Genomic DNA, 23392 nt, shown 5'->3' on the forward strand with positions numbered 1-23392 from the left:
TCGCTCAGCGAAGTCGCCGAACCAATCGCAGGAACAGCGATACGGCGGTGCCGAGACCGGGCACGCGCGACGAGAGCGCCGCGGCCCCCACGAGCAGGAGGCCGCTCTTCTTGCGGCCGCGGGCGAACGCCATCGCGGCGTCCACCAGCGTCGAGACGATGCTGAGTTTGTTCATCGACTTGGATTTGAGATTCGCCATTGGACGAGAGTCTACGACTTCCAGACGTAAATAGACCGCTCCGCCGCCGGTCCGAGGCGGACCGGCGGCGGAGCGACGAACTCGCCCCGACGGAGCCGTTTTGTCCGTCGAGCGCGTATCGCCGGTAATGAGTACCGCCGACACCTCCACCGTCTTTCTCGACTTGGACGAGACCATCTGCGAGCATCCCCGTTCGACCGCCGACCGGCTCGCCGACGCCTTCGACGCGGCGGGCGTCGAACCGTTCTTCGACGTGCCCGACTTCCGGCGACGGCTGGCGCGCGTGACCGCCGACTCCGCGGTCGAACTCCGCGAGAAATGCTTCGCGGGCATCGCCGACGAACTGGGCCGCGACCCCGCCGACGCGCTGGCGGTCGCCCGAGCCTACGAGGACCCCGACCCGACCGAAGTCGAGTTCCTGCCCGGCGCGGAGGCGGCGCTCGACGCACTCGCGGCGGGCCACGACCTCGCTCTCGTGACCAACGGCGACCGCGAGACCCAGCGCGCGAAACTCGCTGCGCTCGGCATCGAAGACCGCTTCGCCGCGGCGACGTACGCGGGTTCGACCGGCGTCGTCAAGCCCGACCCCGACCCGTTCCACCGGACGCTCTCGGCGCTCGGTATCGAAGCGAGCGAGGCGGTCCACGTCGGCAACTCCCTGCGCTCGGACGTGGCTGGCGCGCAGGCCGCCGGGATGGAGGCGGTCTGGCTGGCGCGCGTCGAGGAGGACGCCGACTGCGTGCCGGAGTACCGCATCGACTCGATGCGCGACCTGCACGCGCCGCCGTGGGTGTAAACAATCGAACACCCACTTCACGAAACGGAAAATAGTTCTCGAACGAATATTCGACCACTGCGTCCGTATCGCTATCCTTCCCACTCCTCGAACGAGCGGTAGATGCCCTTCGAGAGGTACCGCTCGCTGGAGTCGGGGAACACCGTCACCACCGAGTCGTGGGGCGCGTCGATTTCGCCGTCGCGGATGCGCTCGGCGACGTGCCGGGCCGCCGCGCTGGCCGCGCCGGAACTCGACGCGACGAGGTGGCCCTCCTCCGCGGCGAGACGCTTCAGTTCGTCGTGGGCGTGGCGGTCCGAGACCTGCAACACCTCGTCCACGAGACTGGGGTCGAACAGTTCGTTCGTATCGAGGTCGTGCGTGCCGATGCCCTCGATTTTGTAGTCGGCTTCCTCCACGTCCTCGCCCTGCGTCTCCGAGTAGACCGACCCCTCGGGTTCGACCGCGGTGACGTGGACGTCGGGGTCCCGTTCGAGCGCGTACTCGGCGATACCCATCAGCGTGCCCGCGGTGCCACACCCCGCGACGACCGCGCCGACCTCGCCGTCCAGCGCCTCGAATATCTCCGGCCCGGTGGTCTCGTAGTGGGCCTCGACGTTGAGCGGGTTCGAGAACTGTTGTGGGACCACGGCGTTCTCCATCTCGTCGGCGAGCTGGTGCGCGCGGTCGATGGCCCCGCCCATTCCCTCGTCGGTGGGCGTGTTGATGACCTCCGCGCCGAGGGCGTCCATCAGTTGCTGTTTCTCGACGCTGAACCGTTCGGGCACGACGAAGACCGCGTTCACGTCCAGTTGCCCCGCCGCGATGGCGAACCCGATGCCGGTGTTCCCGGCGGTCGGTTCGATGACGGTGCCGCCGGGTTCCAACTCGCCCCGCTCCAGCATCGCTTCGACCATGTACTTCCCGATGCGGTCCTTGACGCTCGCGCCGGGGTTGAACGACTCGACCTTGGCGTACACCGGCACCTCGCTGGGCGACGCCTGTACCCGGACGAGCGGCGTCTCGCCGATCGTCTCCAAGACGGAATCGAGCGGCGTCTCGTGGGTCGTCATTGGGTGGGCAAAAGTTGGGAAGGCGGTTAACCTTTTTTGTGTGGTCGTCGCGCCGCTCGTGAAATCCCCGCCCTCGCTCCCCTAGCGGTCGTTCCGGCGGCTACGCCTCGGCCGCCGTCTCGTCGTCGGACTCGACGGGGTCGGCCTCGATGCCGTCCACGTCGATGCCCTGCTCCTCGGCGAGCGCCTCCAGCAGCGCGCGCTGGTGGGCGTTCTCGCGCTCCAGTCGCTCGACGCGCTCGCTGGTCGAGTCCAGCGTCTCGCGCATCTCGGCGACCTGCTCGCGGAGGTCGTTGAGCTTGCTGTACAGCTTCTCGGCGGTGTCGGCGAGCTTCTGGACTTTCTTGGCCGTGCTTCCGAATCCCATGACGTACAGTCGTGTCGCCTGATACGTGACTTTTCCGACTCGACCGCTGGCCTTTTGCTCTCGCCACGAAAACCGTCGAACATGTCGCAGGAACGGTTGCCCGAGACGCCAGCGCCGACCGTCGGCGTCGTCGCCGCGCTCGCGGTTCTCGCCGCCGTCGTCGTACCGTACTTCCTCATCGACGCCACCGCGGCCGGTGTCTACTACAGCCAACCGACGTTCGTGCCGGTCCACCTCGTCGTCGGCCTGTTCGCCACCGTCTCCATCGTCGTCTTCGCGGCCGGACGCAACGGCCGGACCGACCCGCCGACCGCGGCGGGCGCGGCGGTCGTCCTCGGCGGCTTCATGGCCCTGCTCGTCCTCTGGTGGGCCATCGCGGTCGGCGGTCTCGTCGGCAGTCTCACGACGAACGCGACGTTCGACTACCATCGCTGGTTGCTCTTCGCCGCGACGCTCGCGGTCGCGGCCAGCGGTGGCTGGTTCGCCAGCGAAGTGCTGTAGCGCGCCGTCTCTCGTTCCCGGTTTCGGCCAGTAGCGACCCGTTACTCGGCCACAGGCCGTCTGTGAACGACTGTCAGCCGACGCATAACAAAGGTTCGACGGCCGCTACGCCGTCTCGTGTCCGAGAACGACGCCGGCATCGACGCGTCTCCCGACGGCGGACGAATCGACGCGACCGGGAGCGCCGGACTTCCCGAAACTCCGGACGAGCAGGGCGGACTCGGCGACCTCGCCGACGACCCCGACGCCCGCGAGAAGTGGATGCTCCGGGACGACCAGTTCCTGTTGGAGGAGGACCGCGAGTACGTCCTCCGCGACGAGGGTCGGTCGTGGTGGGGCTACGTCTCGCCCGTCATCTTCGGCGCGGTCCTCGCGGTCATGGTCGGCGACGTCATCACGACCGGCGTCGGGATGGCGATGGGGTTGGAGGAGGCGAACCCGGTCGCCGCCGCGGTCATCGCAGAGGCGGGTCTCGGCGGACTCGTCCTGCTGAAGACGATGGCCGCGATGGTCCTCCTCTTGCTGCCGGGCATCACCAGCGACGCTCGTCAGACCTTCCGGGCCGGAAGCGCGGTCTACCTCCTCGTCGGCGTGGCCGTCGTCGTCGGCAACGCGTGGGCCATCCTCGCCGCCGCGTGATTCGGGCGACGGTTCGGACGACGGGCGGTCGATTGCCCCCGATGCGGCGGCGGGATACCTCCCCGTCGAGCGATTAGCGAAAAGCCCTTAAGTCCGTGTCCGCTTACTTCGAGATGGACTAGGTCGGGCAGTTAGGTCCTGCTCTCCACCCGCACTATGGCCTTTAGCGGGGACCGAACCCCGGAGGCGTCCGGTCAGACCGTGCCGGGCCCCGGAAGCCGACTTCGAAGCCTCGTCCTGCGGGGACAGCGGTCTTCGGCGGGCACTCGCAGGAGTGCCGCAGTCGGAGTTAGCCGATGGTAATCCGTCAGGCGCGGAAGCGAGCAGCGGGCCATTGGACATCTGTCGCTCGTAGGGTTGCGGGGTGGAGGACGCGACCGGGATTCCCCGGCACGGAACGCCGGGCAAATTCGGGCGTCCACACTCATACTGTCGTTCCGACGCTACGCTCACCAGCGTTCGCTGAGTCGGACCGACGCGTTCTAATCGAGACGCTCTACCGAGAGAAGCGAGTGGGTCGTGGTTCCGTTTCGGATTCCGCGAGAGGGACTCGGCGGCCGTCGGAGACTACCCGACGAGCGACGACGCCGCGCTCGCGTTCGGTGCCCGTTCGTCGAGCGACGACGCGATGTGCGCCCAGTCGTCGAAGTCGCCCGGCGAGTTCGACCCGTCCGAGAAGTAGTAGTTACAGTCGCACGGGCCGAGTCGGTGGTAGTTCATCACGCTCGGATACTGCTTGGGTTTCATCGCGTAGGAGTCGATGCCGCGGTACTTGCCCGGATGCAGGCCGAGGTTGTGACCGAGTTCGTGCATCACCGTCTTCGCGACTCGGACTCGGCTCGGGCGGTCCTCGATTATCATCCCGTCGATGCCGATCGAGGTGAGGCCGACCCGGTTGCCCGCGCCGAAGTCGGGGATTTCCCGCACGAGGAGCGCGTGGTAGTAGCCGTACCCTCGCGTGTCGTACTCCGACCGATAGTAGGTGCGGGCGTAGTCCGCCAGCGACGTGTTGGGAGTCGGCGCGACCGGCGAGTCGCTGACGTTGACGTGGAGCGAGATGCCGCGCGACCCGTCGGGGTTCTCGACGGGGGCGTTCGCGAACGCTCGTTCGACTTTCTCCAGTTTCTCCTCCGGCACGGTAGTTCCTCGCATGTAGTCGAGCTCGAGGAACACGTCCTTGCGGAGGGGGTCGGTGGCCGACAGCACCGACCCGGCCCGGACTTCGATGCCGTCGCGGAACCGGTCGCCGTCGGTGTCCGAATCGTCGGGGGCCGTCCCGTACTCGTTGACCTCGGGGCCGTCGTCGAGGTTGTCGCCGTCGGTGTCGGCGACCATCGGGTCGGTCGCGCGGTCGTTCACTTCGGCACCGTCGGCCAGTCCGTCACTGTCCGTGTCGCTCTCGGTGGGACTCGTCGGACGCTGGTTCGCCTCGGCACCGTCGCCGAGTCCGTCCGCGTCGGTGTCGGCCTGCGCGGGGTTCGTACTCCGCGCAGTGACTTCCTCGCGGTCGGCCAAGCCGTCGCCGTCGGTGTCCGAATCGTCGGGGGCCGTCCCGTACTCGTTGACCTCGGGACCGTCGTCCAGACCGTCCGCGTCGGTGTCCGCGCCGACCGGATTCGTCTCGGCCGACAGTTCGACGCCGTCCGCGAGTCCGTCCCCGTCGGTGTCGGCGACCATCGGGTCAGTTCCCGCGGCGGCCTCGCGGCCGTCGTTCAAGTCGTCCGCGTCGGCGTCGGCGACCGTCGGGTCGGTCGCGCGGTCGTTCACTTCGACGCCGTCGGCGAGTCCGTCGCCGTCGGTGTCGGCGGCGGTCAAGTCGGTCGGTCCCAGCAGTTCGTCGGCCGTCGAGAGGCCGTCGCCGTCGCCGAGGTACGCCAGCGCGCCGGTGCTTACACCGGCGACTACGCATACCGCGGCGACCACCGCTACGGCGGACTTCATCGCGGCGGACCACCGTGGTTCGGCGGGGAGGGCGCTTCGTTACCGGGAGTGTTGCTACTAACCGTTACTCGGGGGGGAGGATTCTCCAACCGCTCGCGTGCCATGCAAGTGGCAGCATCTCGAATCCACCATTTATAGGTTGCCTTTCTCCCTTGAACGGGCGGGGCGTCGGCCGCTGTCGTTTTCGGCGCGCGACCGGTGTCGGCATCGCCGTCACCGCCCGCCGACGCCGACGCTGTCGGTGTGCGGCCGCATCGCGGAGAAGTAGAACGGCGCAGGGTCGCCTCAGTCGTCGCCCGTCGCTTCGACCATCCCCTCGACGTTCGTCAGTTCGAGGCCGCCTTCCAGCGTCCGGTTCGGATACGGGATGTCGATGCCCGCCGCGTCGAAGCGCTCCTTGACGGCGGTGACGTACTCGCCGCGGGTCTTCACGTAGTCACCGCGAGAGGGGTCGGAAATCCAGATTCGCGACTGGAGGCCTACCGAGGAGTCGCCGAGTTCCGTCAGTCGGACCGAGGGCGCGGGGTCGTCCATGATGTCGGGATGGGCCTCGGCCTCCTCGACGATGATTTCGGTCGCCTCGTCGATGTCGTCGTCGTAGCCGATGCCGAACAGGAATTTGAGGCGGAGTCGGTCGCCCTCAACGGGGTTCTTGATGACGCCGTCGGTCAGTTGGGAGTTGGGCACCGTCAGCAGTTCGTTGTCGAAGGTCCGGACGCGGGTCACGCGGAGGCCGATGTCCTCCACGACGCCGGAGTAACTGCCGCCGTCCCACTCGACCCAGTCGCCGATTTTGAACGGCTTGTCGGTGTAGATGAACACGCCAGCGACGAAGTTGGCGATGACGTCTTGCATGGCGAACCCGATAGCGAGCGTCGCCGCGGCCGCGATAGTCGCCAGCGCGGTCAGGAAGTTGCCGTAGTCGGCGAAGCCGAACGCCACCGTGACTGCGACGAACACGACGGCGAACTTCGTGAGTTTGACCAGCGGTTTCTTGGCGTGATTGTCGAGGTTGCGCCGGTCGAGAAACCGTCCGGCGAGCGGAATCACGGTCAGACGTCCGAGGACGTAGATGGCGACGAACGAGACGACGAAGTAGAGTGCCTTCGTGACGGCCAGCGCGTAGCCCGTGTCGCCGAGGAGACGCTCCAAGAAAGGTAGCGCCTCGACCATCAGTGCAGCACCGCGGTGTTCCCGCGCGTCTCCACGAGGTCGGCGTCGACTCGCTCGGCGAGTTCCTCGGCGAGTTCGTCGGTCGTGGTGCCGCCGCGGGCCGCCCGGAGGAACTTGACCTTCACGAGTTCGCGGTCGGCGAGTTGGTCGGCGAGTTCGTCGGTCACGGCGTCGATTCCGGACTTGCCGACCCAGACGGTCACGTCGAGGTCGTGGGCCTGCTTCCGGAGGTCTTCGTCGGTCATGGTTGCGTTTGGGAAGCGAACCGCCTTAAAGGGCTTGCACCGGCACGGTCGGCGGGCTTTTGCCGCGCGTGGCCCAATCGCCGCTCGATGAGAGCGACGCGTCTCGTGGACGACTATCTGTTCGGGTGGGTGCTGCTGGCGGTCGCGCTCGGGGTGGCGGTTCCCGAGATTGCCGTCGTCGCCCGGTTCTCGACCCCGATTCTCGCGGTCATGGTCGGCAGCGTCTCGCTGACGCTCTCGGCGTCGGGGTTCCTGTCGGTGGACCGGTCGGCGCTCGCCCGCATCCTCCTCGGCCACGCCGCCATGCCGGTGGTCGCGTTCGGCGTCGCCCGCGCCCTCGGTCTCTCGCCCGGTCTGACCGCGGGGTTCGTCCTGCTCGGTGCGGTCACGCCCGAACTGGTGACGCCGACGATGACCGCGCTCGCGGACGGCGACATCGCGCTCGCCTCGACCGCGCTGGTCGTCATCGGCGTCGGAAGCACGCTGTTCACGCCGCTGGCGGTCGCGGCGTTGCTCGGCGCGGGCCTCGAAATCGACGGCTGGCGCATCGCCGAGAGTCTGGCGGTCGCGGTCGTCGCTCCGATGGCAGTCGCGGTCGGCGCGCGGACGCGATGGACCGTCCGCGTCGGCCGGTACGACGAGTACTACACGACCGTCTCGGCGGTCATGGTGGTCGTCGTCATCGGCGGCGTCACCGCGGCGAACGCCGACCTGATTCGGGCCGAGACGGGGCTGCTCCTCTCGGTCGGGGTCGGTGCGCTCGCGGTCAACCTCGCGGGCTACGCGCTCGGATGGGTCGGTACGCGGTCGGCGGACGCTCCGGTTCGCGTCGCCGGCACCCTCTCGGTCGGGATGCGAGACTTCGCGGTCGCGGCGGCGCTCGTGACCGCGGCGGGGTTTCCCACGAGTGCGTCGCTCCCGGCCGTGCTGTTCGGTATCGTAGAAATGGCGACCAGCGCGTTTCTCGCGCGGCAATTCGCCGGGTAGTTTCGACAGGCGGCTTCGCCGGGTAGCTTCAGCGGATAGCTTCACCGGTGTCGTCGCGGCGGCCGAGAGAAACCGCTCGGCCTATCCGTCGGTCGAGAGTTGCGCGCGGACCACCGCCGTCACCTCGTCGCTCGACAGGTCGCCGAGCCGCGAGTCCTCGCCGAGCGTCTCCATGATGGTCTCGGGTTGCTCGTTGAACGTGAACTCGATGAACATCCCGGAGGAGGGACCGTGGCTCTTGCGCTCGGACTCCACGATGGAGTAGGTCGTCAGCTCCTTCATCTTGTTCACGTAGGTCTCTTGGTGGTACTGGTCGGCGTCGAGTGCGTCCGTGAGGAAGCGATAGACCTGATAACCGGTCGTGCTTCGAGCGGAGCTGTTCCCGGCCTCGTCGGCGACTGCGGCCGTGGCGTAGAGACAGAGCTTCTTCTGGGTGCTGATGCCGCGCGTCACTTCGAGGACGCGGTTGCGTTCGACCTTGTCCTGTGCTTTCCGGACGTGCTGTTCGCCCACTCTGTCGGCCCCCTCACGTTCCGCGAGGTCGCCCGCCACGCGCATCAGGTCGATGGCCTTCCGGGCGTCACCGTGGTTCTGCGCGGCGAACGCGGCGGCGAGCGGAATCACGTCGTCCTGCAACACGTCGTCGTGGAAGGCGTCTTCCCGATGGCGGAGGATGGCACGCAGTTGGTTGGCGTCGTAGTCGTCGAAGTGAACGTCCTCGGGCGTGAACGAACTCAGCGCCCTGCTCCCGACCGATTCGAGCATCTTCGTGTCGTTCGTAATCGCGGCGATGGAGACCTGCGCGGTGATGTCGTTGCTCGACCCGGCGCGCGACAGTTGGTAGAGCAGTCGGGAGAAGGCGGGTTGGTCCTTGTCGCGCCGCCCGACGAGCATGTCGAGTTCGTCGAGGACGAAGACGACCGTATCGTAGTTCTCGTTGACCAGTCGGTAGAGTTCCCGCCACTTCTCCTTGGTCGAGACGCCGTGCTGTGGCACTTCGACCGGGACGCCAGCTTCGTCGGCGACCTTCATGGCGAGTTCGTAGACTGCCGACCCGAGCGTCCCGATGTCTTGGCAGTTCATCTCGACGACGCCGAACCGAATGCCCCGACTGTCGCAGAGCCGACCGATGTTCTCGCAGACCGCGTTGATGATGAGCGACTTCCCCGTTCCCGAGGGACCGTAGAGAAAGAGGTTCGGCGGGCGGTTGTCGCCGATGGCGACCCGGAGCATCTTCGTGACCTGCGTCAACTGCTCGTCCCGGCCGACGATGCGCTCCTCTTCGACCACCTCGTTCGGGTTGAGCAGCGACCGGTTCCGGATGAGTGACTGCTGTTCGTCGAAGTCCAGCAGCATCTCCTCGATGGACTTCGACCCCTTCTCTGCTTCGGCGTCGATTACTCGCTCGGCGGTGGTCGCGGCTCTCTTCTCGTCGGGGTCGGTGTCTTTCGTCGCGTCGGCGTCCGTCGCTGCCCCCTGCGAGTCGCTGGAGTGTGAACCGCTCTCGGCGTCGCGGAGAGAAGCGTCCCCCTCTTCGGTAGGTCCCACTGAGGCGTCAGAATCCATGCTTCGGGCATCTCGTTCCTCGCATTAAACCTTGCCGTTATCGAAGTGTGTTCACCCCGCACGTTCGACTACGATACCGGATTCGGCGGTCTCCGCGCTCTTCGTTCGACATCTCGCGCGGTGCTGACGAAGTGTTCGATGCGGGAGGCGTGGTCGGTCGTCTCGACCGGGGGTCGAACGTTCGTTCGAGAGAGACACACCTCTATCGAAGTGTTCTGGGAGGGGTGGAGGGGTGGGAGAGGTATCGTTCGCAGGGGGTTCGGAGATTCGCCGCCGGTATGTCGGTGAGGTCGCCGATTAGACGCACTCACGAGGTCTGTAGAACGGTACGTACACCTCCTTACGCAGAACTCACACCCACCCCTATCGAAGTGTTCGATGTGTTCTGTCTATCTAGCGAAGTCGAAAAGAAAGAGGGAGGAAAGAAACGAAAGGGAAGCAGAGTTTTGACCGACTTTCGCCGTCAGACGCTGACTGTCCACCTCAGGCTCGACACTGAAACACTTCGATAGAGGTGCCCGTCCCTCGTCTTCGGCCGTTCGATACCCTCGCTCCGTTCGACACACTTCGATAGACGTGTCCACGAACCCGAGCAGTCGGAAGCGCGACTCGTCCACTGCTCACCGCCTACCGACCGAACACTTCGATAGAGGTGTGTAACTGAATCTCTCCCCAGTGCCGATTACAAATCGATAGAGGTGTCTCCGCGCTGGTCCCGCAGACGGTCACTCGTAGGGGTACCGCGCCTGTTCGCCGCAGTCGCAGGTGACGACGACGTGGCCGTCCTGCAATCTGACGCGGGCGTTCTTCCCCGGTCGGAGGTAGACGTCGCAGACGTCGCAGGTGAATCGCTTGAACTCCTTCGGGAGCGAAATTCGGTTGCGCTCGGCCAGTCTGCGCGCGAGGCGAACGTAATCTCTGGCGCGGTCGTCGTGACACTCCGCGGCGGCGTCGCGGGCGAGCGAGGCGAGTCGCTCGATGCGCTCTTCGGCTATCGTCATGAAGTATGGGAATGGGGGGTGGGGGGTTTCCGGGGCGAGACAGGACAAGGATAGAAGGTTCCTGTGTTGCCCCAAGGGGGTAATTCTCGGTACGACTAATATAGTTTTTGGTTTCTCCTTGTTGGAATCGACTAGACCCTGACCCTTCCATCATTCGGCGCTCCGGCTCACGGAAACCTGCTTAGACGTAGCGAACTGACGCCTCCGCGTTCGAATCGTTCGGGGTCACGCCGTTCCGGTAGGGTTTTGTCGCGGCCGACGCATCGCTCGGACAGTGACACGGCCGTACAGTCCCGAAATTGGGTCTCTCGGTGCGAGAATCCGACGGCGAGGAGTTCGACCACGAGAGCGACGAGAGGATCGACTACGACGATGAAAGTGAGTCACTACTTCGAGTGGGAGGAGTACATCACGGGCGGGCACGCCCAGTCGGTGGACAACCAGCGCAAGATCATGGACCGACACGGCATCGAGTACACCGCCGAACCGACTCTCGACGCCGACCTACTTCACCTCAACAACATGGGGCCGAAGTCGCTATACTACGCCAAACGGGCGCAGCGCGCCGACGTTCCGGTCCTCGTCCACACCCACCAGACCGCCGAGGATTTCGAGGAGAGTTTCGCGTTCTCGAACGTCCTCGCCAAGCCGATGAAGCCCTACCTGCGCTACGCCTACTCGTTGGCCGACCACCTCGTCTGTCCCTCCGAACACAACCGCCGCGTCATCGAGGAGTACGCCGACGCGCCCAAGACCGTCATCAGCAACGGGTTCGACCCCGAGAAGGTCGCGGGGTACGACGACGCGGACCTCCGCCAGACGTATCTGGACCGCTACGACCTCGACCCGCCGGTCGTCTTCAACGTCGGCCACGTCATCAAGCGCAAGGGACTGGAGGCCTTCGTGGAGACCGCCCGCGCGATGCCGGACCTCGATTTCGTCTGGTTCGGCTACCTCAACCCGGCGGGCGGGGAACTCGACCGCTTCCTCAAGAGCAGAGACACCAAGCGACTCGTCGAGAGCGCGCCCGACAACTGCCAGTTCACGGGCTACGTCGAGGACATCGAAGGCGCGTTCGCCGCGGGCGACGCGTTCTTCTGGCCGAGCAAGAACGAGAACGAGGGCATCGCCCTGCTCGAAGCGATGTCCTGTGGCAAACCGCTGGTCATCCGCGACATCCCGACCTACGACTGGCTGGACGACGGTACCCACTGCCTCAAAGCCAGTAACGAGTCGGCCGACGCCGCGACGGCCGCCGACGAGTTCGCCGACGCGCTGGACCGACTGCGCGACCCCGACCTGCGCGAGGAGTTGGGAGCCAACGCCGCCGAGAAGAGCCGCGAGTTCGAACTCGACGCCGTCGGCGAGAACCTCGTGTCACTGTATCAACAGCTGGCGTGACGGCTCGCTTTCGACGGCTCATCCCCGACGCTCGGCCGTGAGCGAACTTCAAAAGTACTTAACTACCGGTTACCAAAGTGGCCAACAATGGAACAGGTCGCCGCGTTCACCGACACCTATCTGCCGACGGTCAACGGCGTGACGTACACCATCGCGTCGTGGCGCGAGCGGTGGGAACGGGCGGGCGGCCGGATGGACGTGGTCTACCCCAACGCCGACGGCCACCGGCCGAACGACGGCGAGCATCCCGTCGGGAGCCTCCCGTTGCCGTTCTACGACGGCTTCCACGTCGGCACGCCGAAGGTGCCGAAGGCGGTCCGAGACGCCGAGGTCGTCCACGCCCACACGCCGTTCAACATCGGCGTCGGCGGCCTGCGCCTCGCCCGGAAGAAGGACGTGCCGCTCGTGGCCTCCTATCACACCCCGACCAGCGAGTACGCCGAGTACATCTCGCCGACCGATTCCATCGCGTCGCTGGTCGGCCGGGTGTCCGAAGCCTACGAGCGGTGGTTCTACGGCCGGGCCGACGCGGTACTCGCTCCCTCCGCGGCGACGCGCGACCACCTGAAGTCGGAGGTCGGCGTGGACACGCCCGTCGAAGTCGTGCCCAACGGCATCGACACCGAGCGGTTCCGGCCCGTCGAGACCGACGAGTTCCTCGCGCGCCACGACCTCCGGGGCGAGCGCCCCCTGATAGGCTACACCGGGCGACACGGCTACGAGAAGCGCCTCGCGGAACTCGTCGCGGCCGCGGCCGACATGGACGTGACGGTCGTCTTCGGTGGCGACGGTCCGGCCCGCGAGGACTTGGAGGAGCAAGCCGAAAAGCTCGGTGCCGACGCGCGGTTTCTCGGGTTCCTCGACCGCGAGGAGATGCCCGCGTTCTACAGCGCGCTCGACGTCTTCGCGTTCCCGAGTCCGGTCGAGACGCAGGGACTGGTCGCGCTAGAGGCCAACGCCTGCGGGACGCCCGTCGTGGGCGCGAACGCGGGCGCGCTGGCCGGCACCATCGACCACGGCGAGACCGGCTATCACTACGAGAGCGGCGACATCGAGGACTTCTGCGACGCGATTCGCCGGACGCTGGACGAGCGCGACGACCTGCGCGAACGCTGTCTGGCCCGGCGCGACGAGGTGAGCGTCGAACACGCGGTCGATAAGTTGCAGGACGTGTACGACCGCATCCGATGACCGTCTTGCGCTGAAGTTCTACAGTTCGACGCGTTCCACGAGGTTGTTCTCGCCGTCGCGGATGTTGACCGCGACGATACGGATGTCGTCTTCGAGTCCCGAGTCGCGGAGTTTCGCCTTCAGCAGGTTGTCGATCTGATAGACGCCCGCGGCGTTCAACATCTCTATTTCCACGAGGACGGGCACGGTGTCGCCCTGTCGCAGCGAGACGCGCTGGATGGCCTGACTGGAGACGGTGTCGATGCCCCGGCCGCCCTTCTCGTAGGGCATGCGCGACCGGCCCTTCTCCATGTCGAGCGCGTCGGCGACGCGGACGACGCCCGCCTCGGTCGTCAGCGGGTCCTCCTCGGTGTGGTGACAGAGAATCGCGTGGAGGACCTCGCCCTTGACGCGGACGACCTCCTCGGTGTCGTAGAAGTCGAACTGGGGGAGGATGCGGTCCAGCAAGTCGGCGGCGAGCGGAATCGACCAGTAGGCGTGTTCGTCGCGGTGGACGACGTGACCGATGTCGTGGATGGTCGCCGCCAGCGCGACGATGACGCTCTCGTCGGCCTCGTCGAGGCCCTGTTCGGACGCGCCGTTGAACTCGATGCCGCCCTTCTTGAGCAGGTCGTACAGACCCAGCGCGCGGTTCCGGACGATGGAGATGTGCTTGCGCCCGTGGTCGTTGTACCCCTTCCGGACGACGGGGTTGACGTTCTGGGCGTCGAGGTAGGCCTGAATCTCGGGGTCATCGTGGACGAACTCCAGCACCTCGTTGAGTCGCTCGTCGGGGAAGGCGTGGTCGGCGTCGGGGTCGTAGGTACGACTCTCGTCGTCCGCTTGTTCGGTCTCGGGTTCGCTCATACCGGATAGTCGTGCCCGAGCCGAAAAAAGTCTCGGCTAAGCGAATTTCGGTCGGCGAACTACCAATCCCGAGTTCGGCTTCGAGCGTCCACGGGTGGGCGAATCGCCGCCGACAACGAGTCCCGTGAACCCCCGCCGACTGCAGAAACCCTCGCCGACTACAGAACGTGCTGCGCCTGCGCTCGCGCTCGCGCGGTTACGCACGAGCGCGAGCGCAGACGCACGCCGGAAGACAACTCTACTGCACCGTTCGACTCGCGTCTTCCGAGTCGTCGCTTCGCTACGTTCAGCGAGGTGTTGGACGGTTCGGGGCGCGGTTGCGGTGCAGTGCGAGGCGGTGGAGTCACCGTCTCCCGGCGACCGAACTTCGAGAACCCCCGCCGAGAGCGACCCGTGCTTATTCGGCCGCCGCGTCCGCGACTTCCTCGTAGTCGGGCTCGACGCCGGGGTCGTCGCTGACCCACTTGTACGTGACTTCGCCGTCGCCGTCCACGACGAAGACGGCTCGCTTGGCGACGCCGTAGTACCCCATGTCCGCGAAGTCCATCTCGACGTCGTAGTCGTCGATAATCTCCTTGTTGGAGTCGCTGACGAGACCGAAACTCAGGTCCTGCTGGTCGCGGAACTCGTTGAGCGAGAACGGTGCGTCCACGCTGACGCCGTAGACGGTCGCGTCCTCGAAGTCGTCCAAGTTCTCCTCGAACGTGGCCATCTCGGTGGTGCAGACCCCGGTGAACGCGCCGGGGAAGAACGCGAGGACGATGGGTGCCTCGTCCAAGTTCTCCGAGAGCGTGAACTCCTCTACGTCGCCGTTTGCGAGCGGTGCAGCGAAATCCGGTGCGTCGTCTCCGATTTCGACCATGTGCGTCCGGGCGTAGGTGCGTCGGCGAAAAGACAGTTCCGAATCCCGCGACGGACGCCGAACGTGACACCACCTGTCGAGTCCGTGTCAGTCCGGTCGGTTTCTGCGAGAGGTCCGGCTGGCTCCGGAGTCGGACGGCGTTCGCGCCGCGCACGCCGAGTTCCCGCCGAAACGGGACCTCGAATCGTATTTACCGGTCGCTACGGACGCGTTCGGCCGGTTCTCACCGTCGCACAACGAGCAAAAAGCCTATAGTCCAGAATCAGTTATCCTCAGGTAGAGATGGTACAGATGATTCCACTGTTCGGACCCGTGCCCGGCGGGATGGAGATGATGGTCATCCTCCTCATCGCCGTCCTGCTGTTCGGCGCGAACAAGATTCCGAAGCTCGCCCGCTCGACCGGTGAAGCGATGGGCGAATTCAAGAAAGGGCGTCAAGAAGTCGAAGAAGAGCTCCAGGAGATGCAGGAAGGCACCACGGAATCGCTCAACACTGACAGCGAACCGGTGACCGAGACGGACACCAGCACCGGCGACGCTGGCAGCGAATAACTCACCTCTTTTGCGGGGCGTGTGGCCTAGTGGATTAGGGCAGGAGGTTCCTAACCTTCTGACCGCGGGTTCGAATCCCGTCACGCCCGCTCGACTTCGCTTCGCTCAGCCGAGCGGGCGTGACGTAGTTCGCAAACAAACGCGTTTGCTCACTCCCGTCACGCCCGTTCTCGTGGCGAGCACCGCGAGACCGAAAACGAAGCGTGCGGGTACGAACCCTGCGAATCACAGCCCGGAACGGCGTTCGCGCCGCGCTATCGCTCCTCGCGCACGGTGGAATCCCCGTGACGAACGGCCTGCTCCTGCGACCGCAATGTTCCGCGATGACGACCGTACCGTTACGGGATTCTGCATCCTCGACAATGGAGAAACAAAAATAGTTGCTTGAAACAGAAGTAGTTGGTTTAGATATTGATTATTATATTCCTTCGCATTCGTATTCGGTCCGACAGTACGCAGTCTGCGCTCTCGCTCGACCGACTCGCGCGGAAACGACGCCCCGTGCGCCTGCGGCGGTCGGAATCGGAAGCCCCCGAACCACGACACCACGTCTCAGCGCTAGTTATCGAACCCTTCCGCGCCGTTCGGTCGTATGAATATACGGGTCAGCGTTACACCCGTAACCGCTCTACGAAGTAGTGATGACCGCGGCTCTCCAATCGACACAGGTGGTATCGTGATTTGGCAAGACCTCGTCTTCCTCGTCGGAAGCGTCTTCTCCATCGTCTTCCTCGCGCCGACGCTGACCGACCGCACAGCTCGCGTTCCGCTCGGGACGAGTCTGCCGTCGGCGGCGCTCGGCGTCGTCTACGGCGCGAGTTTCTACAGCATGGGCATGGCGTTCTCGGCGTCCGGGTCGTTCGTGACCGGCATCCTCTGGGCGGCCATCGCCGCGTTGCGCTCGCCGTCCGTGACCCTCGGTCTCTTCGACCGCGTTCCGGCGTTCGAGACGCTGCGTTCGGACTGATTCCTCGCCGGTAGGGATTGCTCTCGTCGCTATCGGGTGTTTCGCCGTTCGAAAAATGAATCTCGTTCTCCGCCGTTCGAAACGCGTCGAATCGTCGCCGACTACAGGAACGCGAACTGGGTGTCGCGTCGGTGGACTCGACCGCGTTTCACGTCGGTTGCTGTGCGTCCGGTCCGCGTCTGAGAGACTACGTACATCGTAATTCTTCGAACGTGCCGGCCGAATATTAATCTACTCGGATAATCATACACATACACATGCGGGGGAGATTCTCACCCATCGAACGCGCGAAAACGCGGCTCTCGCGGCTTCGCTACGGTTCCGTCGGGTAGTCATCGAAGCGGACACTCGTCGAGCGTCGAGTCCACCAGTTTCGGTAGCCTTCGACACGACGACTCCCGAACGGTTTCCGCGCGAGCGCCGGCGGCGCTCGCGCGCGAATCGTCGAAGAAAGAGAGTTCGATTACGAAACGCGAGGTTCGGCTCGGCGGACCGCTCTACCCGTCGCCGTGTTCGTCGGTGATGACGACTTCGCCGTCCTGCACGTCCACGTTGATGAGCGTCTCGACGACGACCTTTTCCTGCGCGAGCGCCCTCGGCGCTCGCTTGCAAAACGTCGATGAAAAGGAGCTCAGTAACGCTACCCGTCGCCGTGTTCGTCGGTGATGACGACTTCGCCGTCCTGCACGTCCACGTTGATGAGCGTCTTCACGTCGTAGTCGGTGTCGTCCAGTTCGTTCGGTCCCTCCTTCTTGATGACCGCGACCACGTCGGCCACGTCCGCGCCGATGTGTTCGAGCGCTTCCGTGATGGCCTTCATCGTGCCGCCGGTGCTGAGAACGTCGTCCAGCAGCAGTACCCGGTCGCCCTCGTGGACGTTGTTGACGTACATCTCGTTCTCGCTGTAGCCCGTCTGCTGGGAGAGCGCGACCTCGCCCTCCAGTCCGTACTCGCGCTTGCGGATGACGACCAGCGGGATGTCGGTCATCAGCGAGACCGCGGTCGAGATGTGGATGCCCATCGCCGCGGGCGTGACGATCTTGTCCACGTCCTCCAGCTCCGCCTTTCGGATAATCTGGATGACTATTTCTCGGAGCAGTCCGGGTTCGAGAACCGGAATCCCGTCGCTGATGGGGTGGACGAAGTAGTGATAGCCGTCTTTCTCGATGATCGGCGCGTCGAGCAGAGACTGCTTCAGCTTATCCATGTCGGAGGTACTCGACACGGCAATAAAAGGTGACGGTATATCGCGGCGCTGTGCGGGTGGTTCTCGATGTAGTGTAACTGAACTCACGCAATTCGCTCCCGACCCCGATTTGAGAACTGTTAAGTCCGGTCCGAAGTCACTCTCGGATGTGCAACCGACACCGGACCCGGCAGCGTCGGCGGTCCTCGCCGTCGTGTTCCTGCCGTTCGTAGCGGCCGCGCTGGTGCCGCTCGTCTACCGCGCGCTGGGCGAGCGCACCGCGTACTTCGCGGCCGCGGTCGCGCTGGCCTGCTTCGGACTCGTGGCCAGCCAGTACGGCACCCACGGCACCGTGAGTTTCCCGTGGATTCCCTCGCTCGGGGTCTCGGTGAGCTTCTACGTCGATGGCCTCTCGTTACTGATCGGCTTTCTGGCCAGCGGCGTCGGCGTGCTCATCCTGACCTACTCGGGCGGGTACATGCACGGCGAACCGGGCCAGCCGAAGTACTACGCGGCGCTGCTCGCGTTCATGGGGTCGATGCTCGGCGTGGCGTTCGCCGCCGACCTCATCGCACTGTTCGTGTTCTGGGAACTGACCAGCCTCTCGTCGTTCATCCTCATCGGTCACTACCAGCGCCAGAAGAGTTCGCAGTACGCCGCCCGCAAGTCGATGCTCATCACCGTCTCGGGCGGCCTGTTCATGCTCGTGGGATTCCTGTTGCTCCACGCGGTCACGGGCGAGTTCAGCATCGTCTACATGCTGGAGAACCCCGAACTCGTGCAGGAGGAACTCCGACAGGCCGGGCTGTTCCTGCCCGTCCTCGGTCTCATCGGGGTCGGCGCGGCCGCCAAGTCCGCGCAGGTCCCGCTCCACATCTGGTTGCCGAACGCGATGGAGGCACCCACGCCGGTCTCGGCGTTCCTCCACTCGGCGACGATGGTCAAGGCGGGCGTCTACCTGCTCGGGCGCTTCCGACCCGTGCTGGTCAGCCACGAGTGGGAAGTCGCGTTCGCCGTCCTCGGGCTGACGACGATGACCGTCGCCGCCATCCTCGCGGTCGGCGCGACCGACATCAAGGAACTGCTGGCGTACTCGACCGCCAGCCACCTCGGACTCATCGTCGCCGGGTTCGGTTTCGTCTCGGACCTCGGCGGCGAGACCGGCGCGTTCCACATCATCAACCACGCGACGTTCAAGGCCGCGCTGTTCCTCGTCGCGGGTATCATCGCGCACGAGGCCGGGACCCGGAAGATAGACAACTTGGGCGGGCTGAAAGACGACCTGCCCATCACCGCCGCAATCGCGGCCGTCGCGTCGCTCGGGATGGCCGGGGTGCCGCCGTTCAACGGCTTCTACTCGAAGGAACTCCTCTTCGAGGCGGCGTGGGAGACGGCGACGCACGCGGGCGGTCTCGCGTGGCTCTACCCCGTGGTGGCCGTCTTCGGGAGCGTCTTCACGTTCCTCTACTCCATCCGGTTCCTGATGCTGTTCTTCGGCGAGAAGCCCACGGGCCTCCACAAGGTCCACTCGCCGCCCAAAGCCATGCTCGCGCCGCCGCTCCTGCTCGGGATTCTGGCGGCGCTGGTCAGCGTCGGCGGCGTCCTCGGCACGTTCGGATTCCACTTCGAGCCGTTCGACCACTTCGTGACCGAGGTCTGGGCCAGCACGGTCGCGCCCGAGGCCGACCTCCACGGCGGCTTCAGCTACCACGTCCCGACCCACATCACGCCCGCGGTGGCGATGAGCGCGGTGACCATCGCCCTCGGCGCGGCCGCCTACCCGTTCTACGACCGGCTTCACCGCGGCGTGAACCGGATTACCGACGTGGACCTCCTGCGCGCGAACTGGTACTACGATTCGACGGTCTTCGGCCTGAACGACTTCAGCGACACCGCCGCCGAGACCGTCCAGAACGGCCTTCTCCGGACCTACGCGACGTGGGCGATGGCCTCGGTCGCGGCGCTCGCGCTCGCCGGATACGCCGCATCGGGCGTCGCACTCCCGGATTTCACTGGGTTCGCCGTTACGGTCCCCATCGCGCTCGTACTGGGCGTCGCCATCGTCGGCGCGGTCGCGGTGTCGCTCGCGCCCTCGCACATCTCGGGCGTGCTGACCCTCTCGATTCTCGGGTTCATGGTCGCGGTGTTCTACGTTCTCGCGTCGGCCCCGGACCTCGCGCTGACCCAGTTAGTCGTCGAGACGCTCACGCTGGTCATCTTCCTGCTCGTCCTCGACAGACTCCCGGCGTTCTACGGGAACGCGGGCCGCGGGAAGATGCTTCGCGACGGCGTGCTGTCCGCGGTCGTCGGCGCGACGGTGTTCGTCACCGTGCTGGTCTCGACGGCCGCGTCGCCCGACGATTCCATCGCGAACTTCTTCACCGACCCCGCGGTGACGGTCGAGGAGGCGGGCGGCCACAACATCGTCAACGTCATCCTCGTGGACTTCCGGGCGTTCGACACCATGGGCGAGATTTCGGTGGTCGCAATGGCCGCCCTCTCGGTGCTGACGCTGGTCGCCATGCGTGAACGAGGTGAGACTCAATGAGTACGGTCATCGCACGAACGGTCACGCGCACAGTCGTACCGATAATCCTCGTGACCGCCGTCGCCCTGCTGTTGCAGGGCCACAACCTCCCCGGTGGCGGGTTCATCGGCGGGGTGTTGACCGTGACGGCGTTCGCGCTGATATACGTCATCTACGGGCTGGACTACCTCGAAGAGGAACTGCTCCACCAGAACCGCGAGACCATCATCGAGTCCATTCAGCACGGCATCGTCGGGAACTACCAGATAGCCTTCGGCGTCGGACTCGCGGTCGCCGCGGTCGCGGGACTGGTACCCATCCTGTTCGGGTCGAACTTCCTCTATCAGGACTTCTGGGTCCTCCACCATCTGCCCATCTACGGCGAACTGCACGTGGCGAGCGCACTCGCGTTCGACCTCGGCGTCTACTTCGTCGTGGTCGGAGCGCTCCTGACCATCCTCGCGGTGGTGGGAAGCGAATGACGCAGTTCGTCCTCGCGGGCGTGCTGGGCGTCCTGTTCGCGCTGGGGACGTTCCTCGTCCTGCGCCGCGACGTGGTCCGGGTCGTCTGGGGCGTCACCATAATCAGCCAGTCGGCGAACGTCTACCTCGTCACGATGGGCGGCCTCTCGGGGAGCGTCCCCATCCTCGGCGGGCACGGCGGCGGCCACGGTGCGGGCGTCACGGACCCGCTGGTGCAGGCGCTCGTGCTGACCGCCATCGTCATCGGCTTCGGCACGACCGCGTTCGCGCTCGTGCTGACCTACCGGGTGTACGAGGAACACGGCACTATCGACCTGCTGGAACTGGGTGAGAAAGCGTGAGCGGGCAGTTCGTCATCGCGCCGCTCCTTGTCGCGCTCGTCACGGCGATAGCGACCCTGCTGACTCGACGGTTCGCTCGGACGCAGATGACGCTGAGTCTGCTCGGCGGGGCGGGCTACGTCGGCGCGGTCGCGTGGCTGGTCTCGAAGGTGGACCCGCTGGGCGCGACGAACGTCTTCAGCTATCAGCTGTCCGGCTGGCAGGCCCCGTTCGGCATCACGCTGGTCGCCGACTCGCTGTCGGCGTTCATGCTGGCGTTCTCGTCGGTCGTCGCGCTCGCCGCGCTGGTGTTCTCGGCGGCGTACGTCGATACGTTCGGCCAGCGCGTCTCGTACCACCCGCTGTACCACTTCATGCTGGTCGGCGTCACGGGGTCGTTCCTCACGGGCGACATCTTCAACCTCTTCGTCTGGTTCGAGGTGATGCTGATGTCGAGCTACGTCCTCGTGGTGTTCTACAGCGGTCCGGAACACACTCGCGCGGCGCTCCAGTACGTCGTCTTGAATCTGGTCGGGAGCGCGGTCATGCTGTTGGCCATCGGCGGACTCTACTCGACCACCGGGACGCTCAACATGGCCGACCTCTCGCGGCGCGTGGCGAACCCCGCCGCGTACGGCCTCGCGGACGGCGGCGTCGCCCCGGTCCTCGGCCTCTCGGCGCTCCTGTTCGCGGTGTTCGCGCTGAAGGCCGGTCTCGCGCCGTTCCAGTTCTGGGTGCCCGCGGCCTACCGCGCCGCGCCCGCCCCGGTCTCGGCGATGCTCGCGGGCGTCGTCAAGAAGGTCGGCGTCTACGCCATCATCCGGGTGTACTTCACGGTGTTCGGCGCGGCCGCGCTCGGAGACCTCTCGCTCCCCGGCCTGTCGGTCCCCGACGGCGGGAGCGCCCTGCTCGCGTTCTACGGGCCGATTCTGTTCCTGATGGCCGCCGCGAGCATCGTGGTCGGCGGTCTCGGCGCGGTCGGCCGCGACGACATCGACGGGCTGCTCGCGTACTCGTCCATCGGACAGGTCGGGTTCATCGTCCTGCCGCTGGCCATCGCCGCGACCGCGACCGACGAGTCGATTCGCGTGCTGGGCGTCTCCGCGGCGCTGGTGTACGCGCTGAACCACGGCTTCGCCAAGAGCCTGCTCTTCATGGCCAGCGGCGCGGTGTACGACGCGGTCGGCACCGAGCAGTTCCCCGACCTCGGCGGTCTCTCGGAGTCCGCGCCGTGGCTCTCGGGCGGCTTCTTCGTCGGCGCGCTGGCACTCATCGGCATCCCGCCGCTGTCGGGCTTCTTCGGGAAGATGCTGGTGTTCGACGCGGCGGGGCAGGCCCGCTCGACGATTGCCCTCGCGGTCGCGCTGTTCGGCGCGATACTCACCATCGCGTACTTCTCGCGGGCGTGGAACCGCGGCTTCTGGGGCGAACCGTCCCTGCTCGTCCAGCACGGCGAGACCAAGCTCACGCTGGTCGCCGTCGTGGTCGCGATGGCGCTCGCTATCGCGGTCCTCGGCGTCGGCTTCGACGTGGTGATGCAGGCCGCACAGGCCGGCGCGGAGGCCGCGCTCGACCGCCAAGAGTACGTCGATACCGTCCTCGGGGGCGGTAGCGGTGCCGAAAACGGCACAGCCGGCGGTGGCGGAGGTGGTCACTCGTGACGACCCGAAAGTGGCCGGTCGTCGGCGTCCTGCTGGCGGTGTTGTGGCTGTTCGTCCGCGGCGTGGCGCTCGACCCGGCCACGATTCTGGGCGAGTTCCTCATCGGTCTCGCCTTCGGTCTGCCGGTCGCGTTCGCCTTCCGGCGGTTCTACGCCGAGCGGACAGCGCTCGGCCGCCACTTCCGGGCGCTCCCCTACGCGGGGATCTACGTCGCGCTGTTCCTCAAGGAACTGCTGACCGCGAACGTGGACGTGGCCTACCGCGTCCTCGCGCCCAGCATGCCCCTCGAACCCGACGTGGTGGTCGTGCCGCTGCGAGTCGAGACCGACGCCGCCATCACGACCATCGCCAACTCCATCACGCTGACCCCCGGCACACTCACCATGGATTACGACGACGAGACCAACACGCTGTACGTCCACGGCATCACCGGTCGGAACCGAGAGGCGATCCTCGAACCCATCCGCGCGTGGGAGGACTACGCGCTGGTCATCTTCGACGAGGAGCGCAAGCCCGGCGACCCCGTACCGGAGGTCCCCGGCGTACCCCGCGTCGGCGAGCGCGCCGACGGCGGGCCGGAAGTGGATTCCGACGCCGGGTCGGACCGACCGGGCGACGACTCGGATGGAGGAGGTGAGTCCGATGGCGAGTGAGGCCCCGCTCCTGCAACCGGTCGTGACGGGCGGGCTGATACTCGTGGCCGCGCTCACCCTGTTCGCGGGCTACCGGGTCATCAAGGGACCGACGGTCCCCGACCGCGTGGTCGCGCTCGACACCATCGGCACGAACGTCGTCGCAATCGCGGCGCTGTTCGCGCTCGCCACCGGGGAGGGACTGTTCGTCACGGTGAGCCTCGTCCTGGCCATCATCGGGTTCATCAGCACCATCGCGGTCAGCCAGTACGTCGTCGAAGGAGACATCATCGAATAA

At 65.9% G+C, this 23392-nt stretch carries 25 protein-coding genes, 1 tRNA gene and 1 other RNA gene; 16 read left to right on the top strand and 11 right to left on the bottom strand.

What is annotated here, in order from left to right:
- Nucleotides 1–4: 4 nt before the first annotated feature.
- Nucleotides 5–199, bottom strand: coding sequence for a hypothetical protein (locus M0R88_RS11975; protein ID WP_248653741.1), 195 nt, complete (start codon nt 197–199; stop codon nt 5–7).
- Between the two features lie 127 nt (nt 200–326).
- On the opposite strand from M0R88_RS11975, the gene M0R88_RS11980 reads away from it, so the two are divergent.
- Nucleotides 327–995 (top strand): HAD family hydrolase, encoded by a 669-nt coding sequence (locus M0R88_RS11980; RefSeq protein ID WP_248653742.1) that lies wholly within the window; start codon nt 327–329, stop codon nt 993–995.
- A 71-nt stretch (nt 996–1066) separates the two neighbouring features.
- Here the strand turns inward: M0R88_RS11980 and M0R88_RS11985 are convergent, their stop codons facing one another.
- A complete protein-coding gene (locus M0R88_RS11985; RefSeq protein ID WP_248653743.1) occupies nt 1067–2047 on the bottom strand; it encodes a PLP-dependent cysteine synthase family protein in 981 nt (326 codons plus the stop codon).
- 100 nt (nt 2048–2147) lie between these two features.
- Entirely contained in the window at nt 2148–2414 is a 267-nt protein-coding gene (locus M0R88_RS11990; protein ID WP_248653744.1) for a DUF5798 family protein, read from the bottom strand.
- Between the two features lie 81 nt (nt 2415–2495).
- On the opposite strand from M0R88_RS11990, the gene M0R88_RS11995 reads away from it, so the two are divergent.
- The 3 genes from M0R88_RS11995 to ffs all read left to right on the top strand — a co-directional run bounded on the left by M0R88_RS11995 (nt 2496) and on the right by ffs (nt 3979).
- Complete coding sequence (locus tag M0R88_RS11995; RefSeq protein ID WP_248653745.1) at nt 2496–2915, top strand: DUF7548 family protein; 420 nt, start codon at nt 2496–2498, stop codon at nt 2913–2915.
- Between the two features lie 117 nt (nt 2916–3032).
- A complete protein-coding gene (locus tag M0R88_RS12000) occupies nt 3033–3554 on the top strand; it encodes a DUF5658 family protein (RefSeq protein WP_248653746.1) in 522 nt (173 codons plus the stop codon).
- Between the two features lie 111 nt (nt 3555–3665).
- Nucleotides 3666–3979, top strand: an RNA gene (ffs, locus tag M0R88_RS12005) — signal recognition particle sRNA.
- Nucleotides 3980–4121: 142 nt separating this feature from the next.
- On the opposite strand, the gene M0R88_RS12010 is transcribed toward ffs, so the two are convergent.
- The 3 genes from M0R88_RS12010 to M0R88_RS12020 form a co-directional block, all read right to left on the bottom strand.
- Nucleotides 4122–5495, bottom strand: coding sequence for a zinc metalloprotease (locus tag M0R88_RS12010; protein WP_248653747.1), 1374 nt, complete (start codon nt 5493–5495; stop codon nt 4122–4124).
- Nucleotides 5496–5780: 285 nt separating this feature from the next.
- Nucleotides 5781–6668: a mechanosensitive ion channel family protein gene (locus M0R88_RS12015; RefSeq protein ID WP_248653748.1), complete on the bottom strand. Its 888-nt coding sequence runs from the start codon at nt 6666–6668 to the stop codon at nt 5781–5783.
- Nucleotides 6668–6913: a YhbY family RNA-binding protein gene (locus tag M0R88_RS12020; RefSeq protein ID WP_248649278.1), complete on the bottom strand. Its 246-nt coding sequence runs from the start codon at nt 6911–6913 to the stop codon at nt 6668–6670. The genes M0R88_RS12015 and M0R88_RS12020 overlap by 1 nt, the downstream gene beginning before the upstream one ends.
- Before the next feature lie 87 nt (nt 6914–7000).
- On the opposite strand from M0R88_RS12020, the gene M0R88_RS12025 reads away from it, so the two are divergent.
- Nucleotides 7001–7900, top strand: coding sequence for a bile acid:sodium symporter family protein (locus M0R88_RS12025; RefSeq protein ID WP_248653749.1), 900 nt, complete (start codon nt 7001–7003; stop codon nt 7898–7900).
- An 81-nt stretch (nt 7901–7981) separates the two neighbouring features.
- Here the strand turns inward: M0R88_RS12025 and M0R88_RS12030 are convergent, their stop codons facing one another.
- Complete coding sequence (locus M0R88_RS12030; protein WP_248656702.1) at nt 7982–9256, bottom strand: orc1/cdc6 family replication initiation protein; 1275 nt, start codon at nt 9254–9256, stop codon at nt 7982–7984.
- Between the two features lie 935 nt (nt 9257–10191).
- On the bottom strand, nt 10192–10467 hold the full coding sequence (locus M0R88_RS12035; RefSeq protein ID WP_248653750.1) for a ribonuclease P protein component 4: 276 nt from the start codon (nt 10465–10467) through the stop codon (nt 10192–10194).
- Between the two features lie 372 nt (nt 10468–10839).
- Between M0R88_RS12035 and M0R88_RS12040 the strand changes: the two genes are divergently transcribed.
- Both M0R88_RS12040 and M0R88_RS12045 read left to right on the top strand, forming a co-directional pair.
- Entirely contained in the window at nt 10840–11868 is a 1029-nt protein-coding gene (locus M0R88_RS12040; RefSeq protein WP_248653751.1) for a glycosyltransferase family 4 protein, read from the top strand.
- 87 nt (nt 11869–11955) lie between these two features.
- The gene (locus M0R88_RS12045) at nt 11956–13059 is read left to right on the top strand and encodes a glycosyltransferase family 4 protein (RefSeq protein ID WP_248653752.1); all 1104 of its coding nucleotides are present in this window, start codon (nt 11956–11958) and stop codon (nt 13057–13059) included.
- 18 nt (nt 13060–13077) lie between these two features.
- Here the strand turns inward: M0R88_RS12045 and M0R88_RS12050 are convergent, their stop codons facing one another.
- Together M0R88_RS12050 and M0R88_RS12055 are read right to left on the bottom strand one after the other, a co-directional pair.
- The gene (locus M0R88_RS12050; protein ID WP_248653753.1) at nt 13078–13905 is read right to left on the bottom strand and encodes an HD domain-containing protein; all 828 of its coding nucleotides are present in this window, start codon (nt 13903–13905) and stop codon (nt 13078–13080) included.
- 397 nt (nt 13906–14302) lie between these two features.
- Nucleotides 14303–14767: a redoxin domain-containing protein gene (locus M0R88_RS12055; RefSeq protein WP_248653754.1), complete on the bottom strand. Its 465-nt coding sequence runs from the start codon at nt 14765–14767 to the stop codon at nt 14303–14305.
- A gap of 282 nt (nt 14768–15049) precedes the next feature.
- Between M0R88_RS12055 and M0R88_RS12060 the strand changes: the two genes are divergently transcribed.
- From M0R88_RS12060 to M0R88_RS12070, 3 genes are all read left to right on the top strand, one after another.
- Nucleotides 15050–15319 carry a Sec-independent protein translocase subunit TatA/TatB gene (locus M0R88_RS12060; protein ID WP_248653755.1) on the top strand — a complete coding sequence of 90 codons (270 nt, stop codon included), beginning with the start codon at nt 15050–15052 and terminating at the stop codon, nt 15317–15319.
- Nucleotides 15320–15334: 15 nt separating this feature from the next.
- Nucleotides 15335–15408, top strand: a tRNA-Arg gene (locus tag M0R88_RS12065).
- A 587-nt stretch (nt 15409–15995) separates the two neighbouring features.
- Nucleotides 15996–16286 (top strand): hypothetical protein, encoded by a 291-nt coding sequence (locus M0R88_RS12070; RefSeq protein ID WP_248653756.1) that lies wholly within the window; start codon nt 15996–15998, stop codon nt 16284–16286.
- A 640-nt stretch (nt 16287–16926) separates the two neighbouring features.
- On the opposite strand, the gene hpt is transcribed toward M0R88_RS12070, so the two are convergent.
- Nucleotides 16927–17493 carry a hypoxanthine/guanine phosphoribosyltransferase gene (gene hpt, locus M0R88_RS12075; RefSeq protein ID WP_248653757.1) on the bottom strand — a complete coding sequence of 189 codons (567 nt, stop codon included), beginning with the start codon at nt 17491–17493 and terminating at the stop codon, nt 16927–16929.
- A gap of 148 nt (nt 17494–17641) precedes the next feature.
- Between hpt and mbhE the strand changes: the two genes are divergently transcribed.
- From mbhE to M0R88_RS12105, 6 genes are read left to right on the top strand one after another with little or no spacing between them, the layout of a single operon-like run.
- Nucleotides 17642–20020 (top strand): hydrogen gas-evolving membrane-bound hydrogenase subunit E, encoded by a 2379-nt coding sequence (mbhE, locus tag M0R88_RS12080; RefSeq protein ID WP_248653758.1) that lies wholly within the window; start codon nt 17642–17644, stop codon nt 20018–20020.
- On the top strand, nt 20017–20481 hold the full coding sequence (locus M0R88_RS12085) for an MnhB domain-containing protein (protein WP_248653759.1): 465 nt from the start codon (nt 20017–20019) through the stop codon (nt 20479–20481). The genes mbhE and M0R88_RS12085 overlap by 4 nt, the downstream gene beginning before the upstream one ends.
- A complete protein-coding gene (locus M0R88_RS12090; protein WP_248653760.1) occupies nt 20478–20822 on the top strand; it encodes a sodium:proton antiporter in 345 nt (114 codons plus the stop codon). Before M0R88_RS12085 ends, M0R88_RS12090 begins: the two co-directional genes overlap by 4 nt.
- The gene (locus tag M0R88_RS12095; protein ID WP_248653761.1) at nt 20819–22462 is read left to right on the top strand and encodes a complex I subunit 5 family protein; all 1644 of its coding nucleotides are present in this window, start codon (nt 20819–20821) and stop codon (nt 22460–22462) included. The genes M0R88_RS12090 and M0R88_RS12095 overlap by 4 nt, the downstream gene beginning before the upstream one ends.
- Nucleotides 22459–23115, top strand: coding sequence for a Na+/H+ antiporter subunit E (locus M0R88_RS12100; protein ID WP_248653762.1), 657 nt, complete (start codon nt 22459–22461; stop codon nt 23113–23115). The genes M0R88_RS12095 and M0R88_RS12100 overlap by 4 nt, the downstream gene beginning before the upstream one ends.
- Nucleotides 23105–23392: an MrpF/PhaF family protein gene (locus tag M0R88_RS12105; RefSeq protein WP_248653763.1), complete on the top strand. Its 288-nt coding sequence runs from the start codon at nt 23105–23107 to the stop codon at nt 23390–23392. Before M0R88_RS12100 ends, M0R88_RS12105 begins: the two co-directional genes overlap by 11 nt.

The organism is Halorussus gelatinilyticus, from assembly GCF_023238445.1.
Classification (GTDB): Archaea; Halobacteriota; Halobacteria; order Halobacteriales; family Haladaptataceae; genus Halorussus; species Halorussus gelatinilyticus.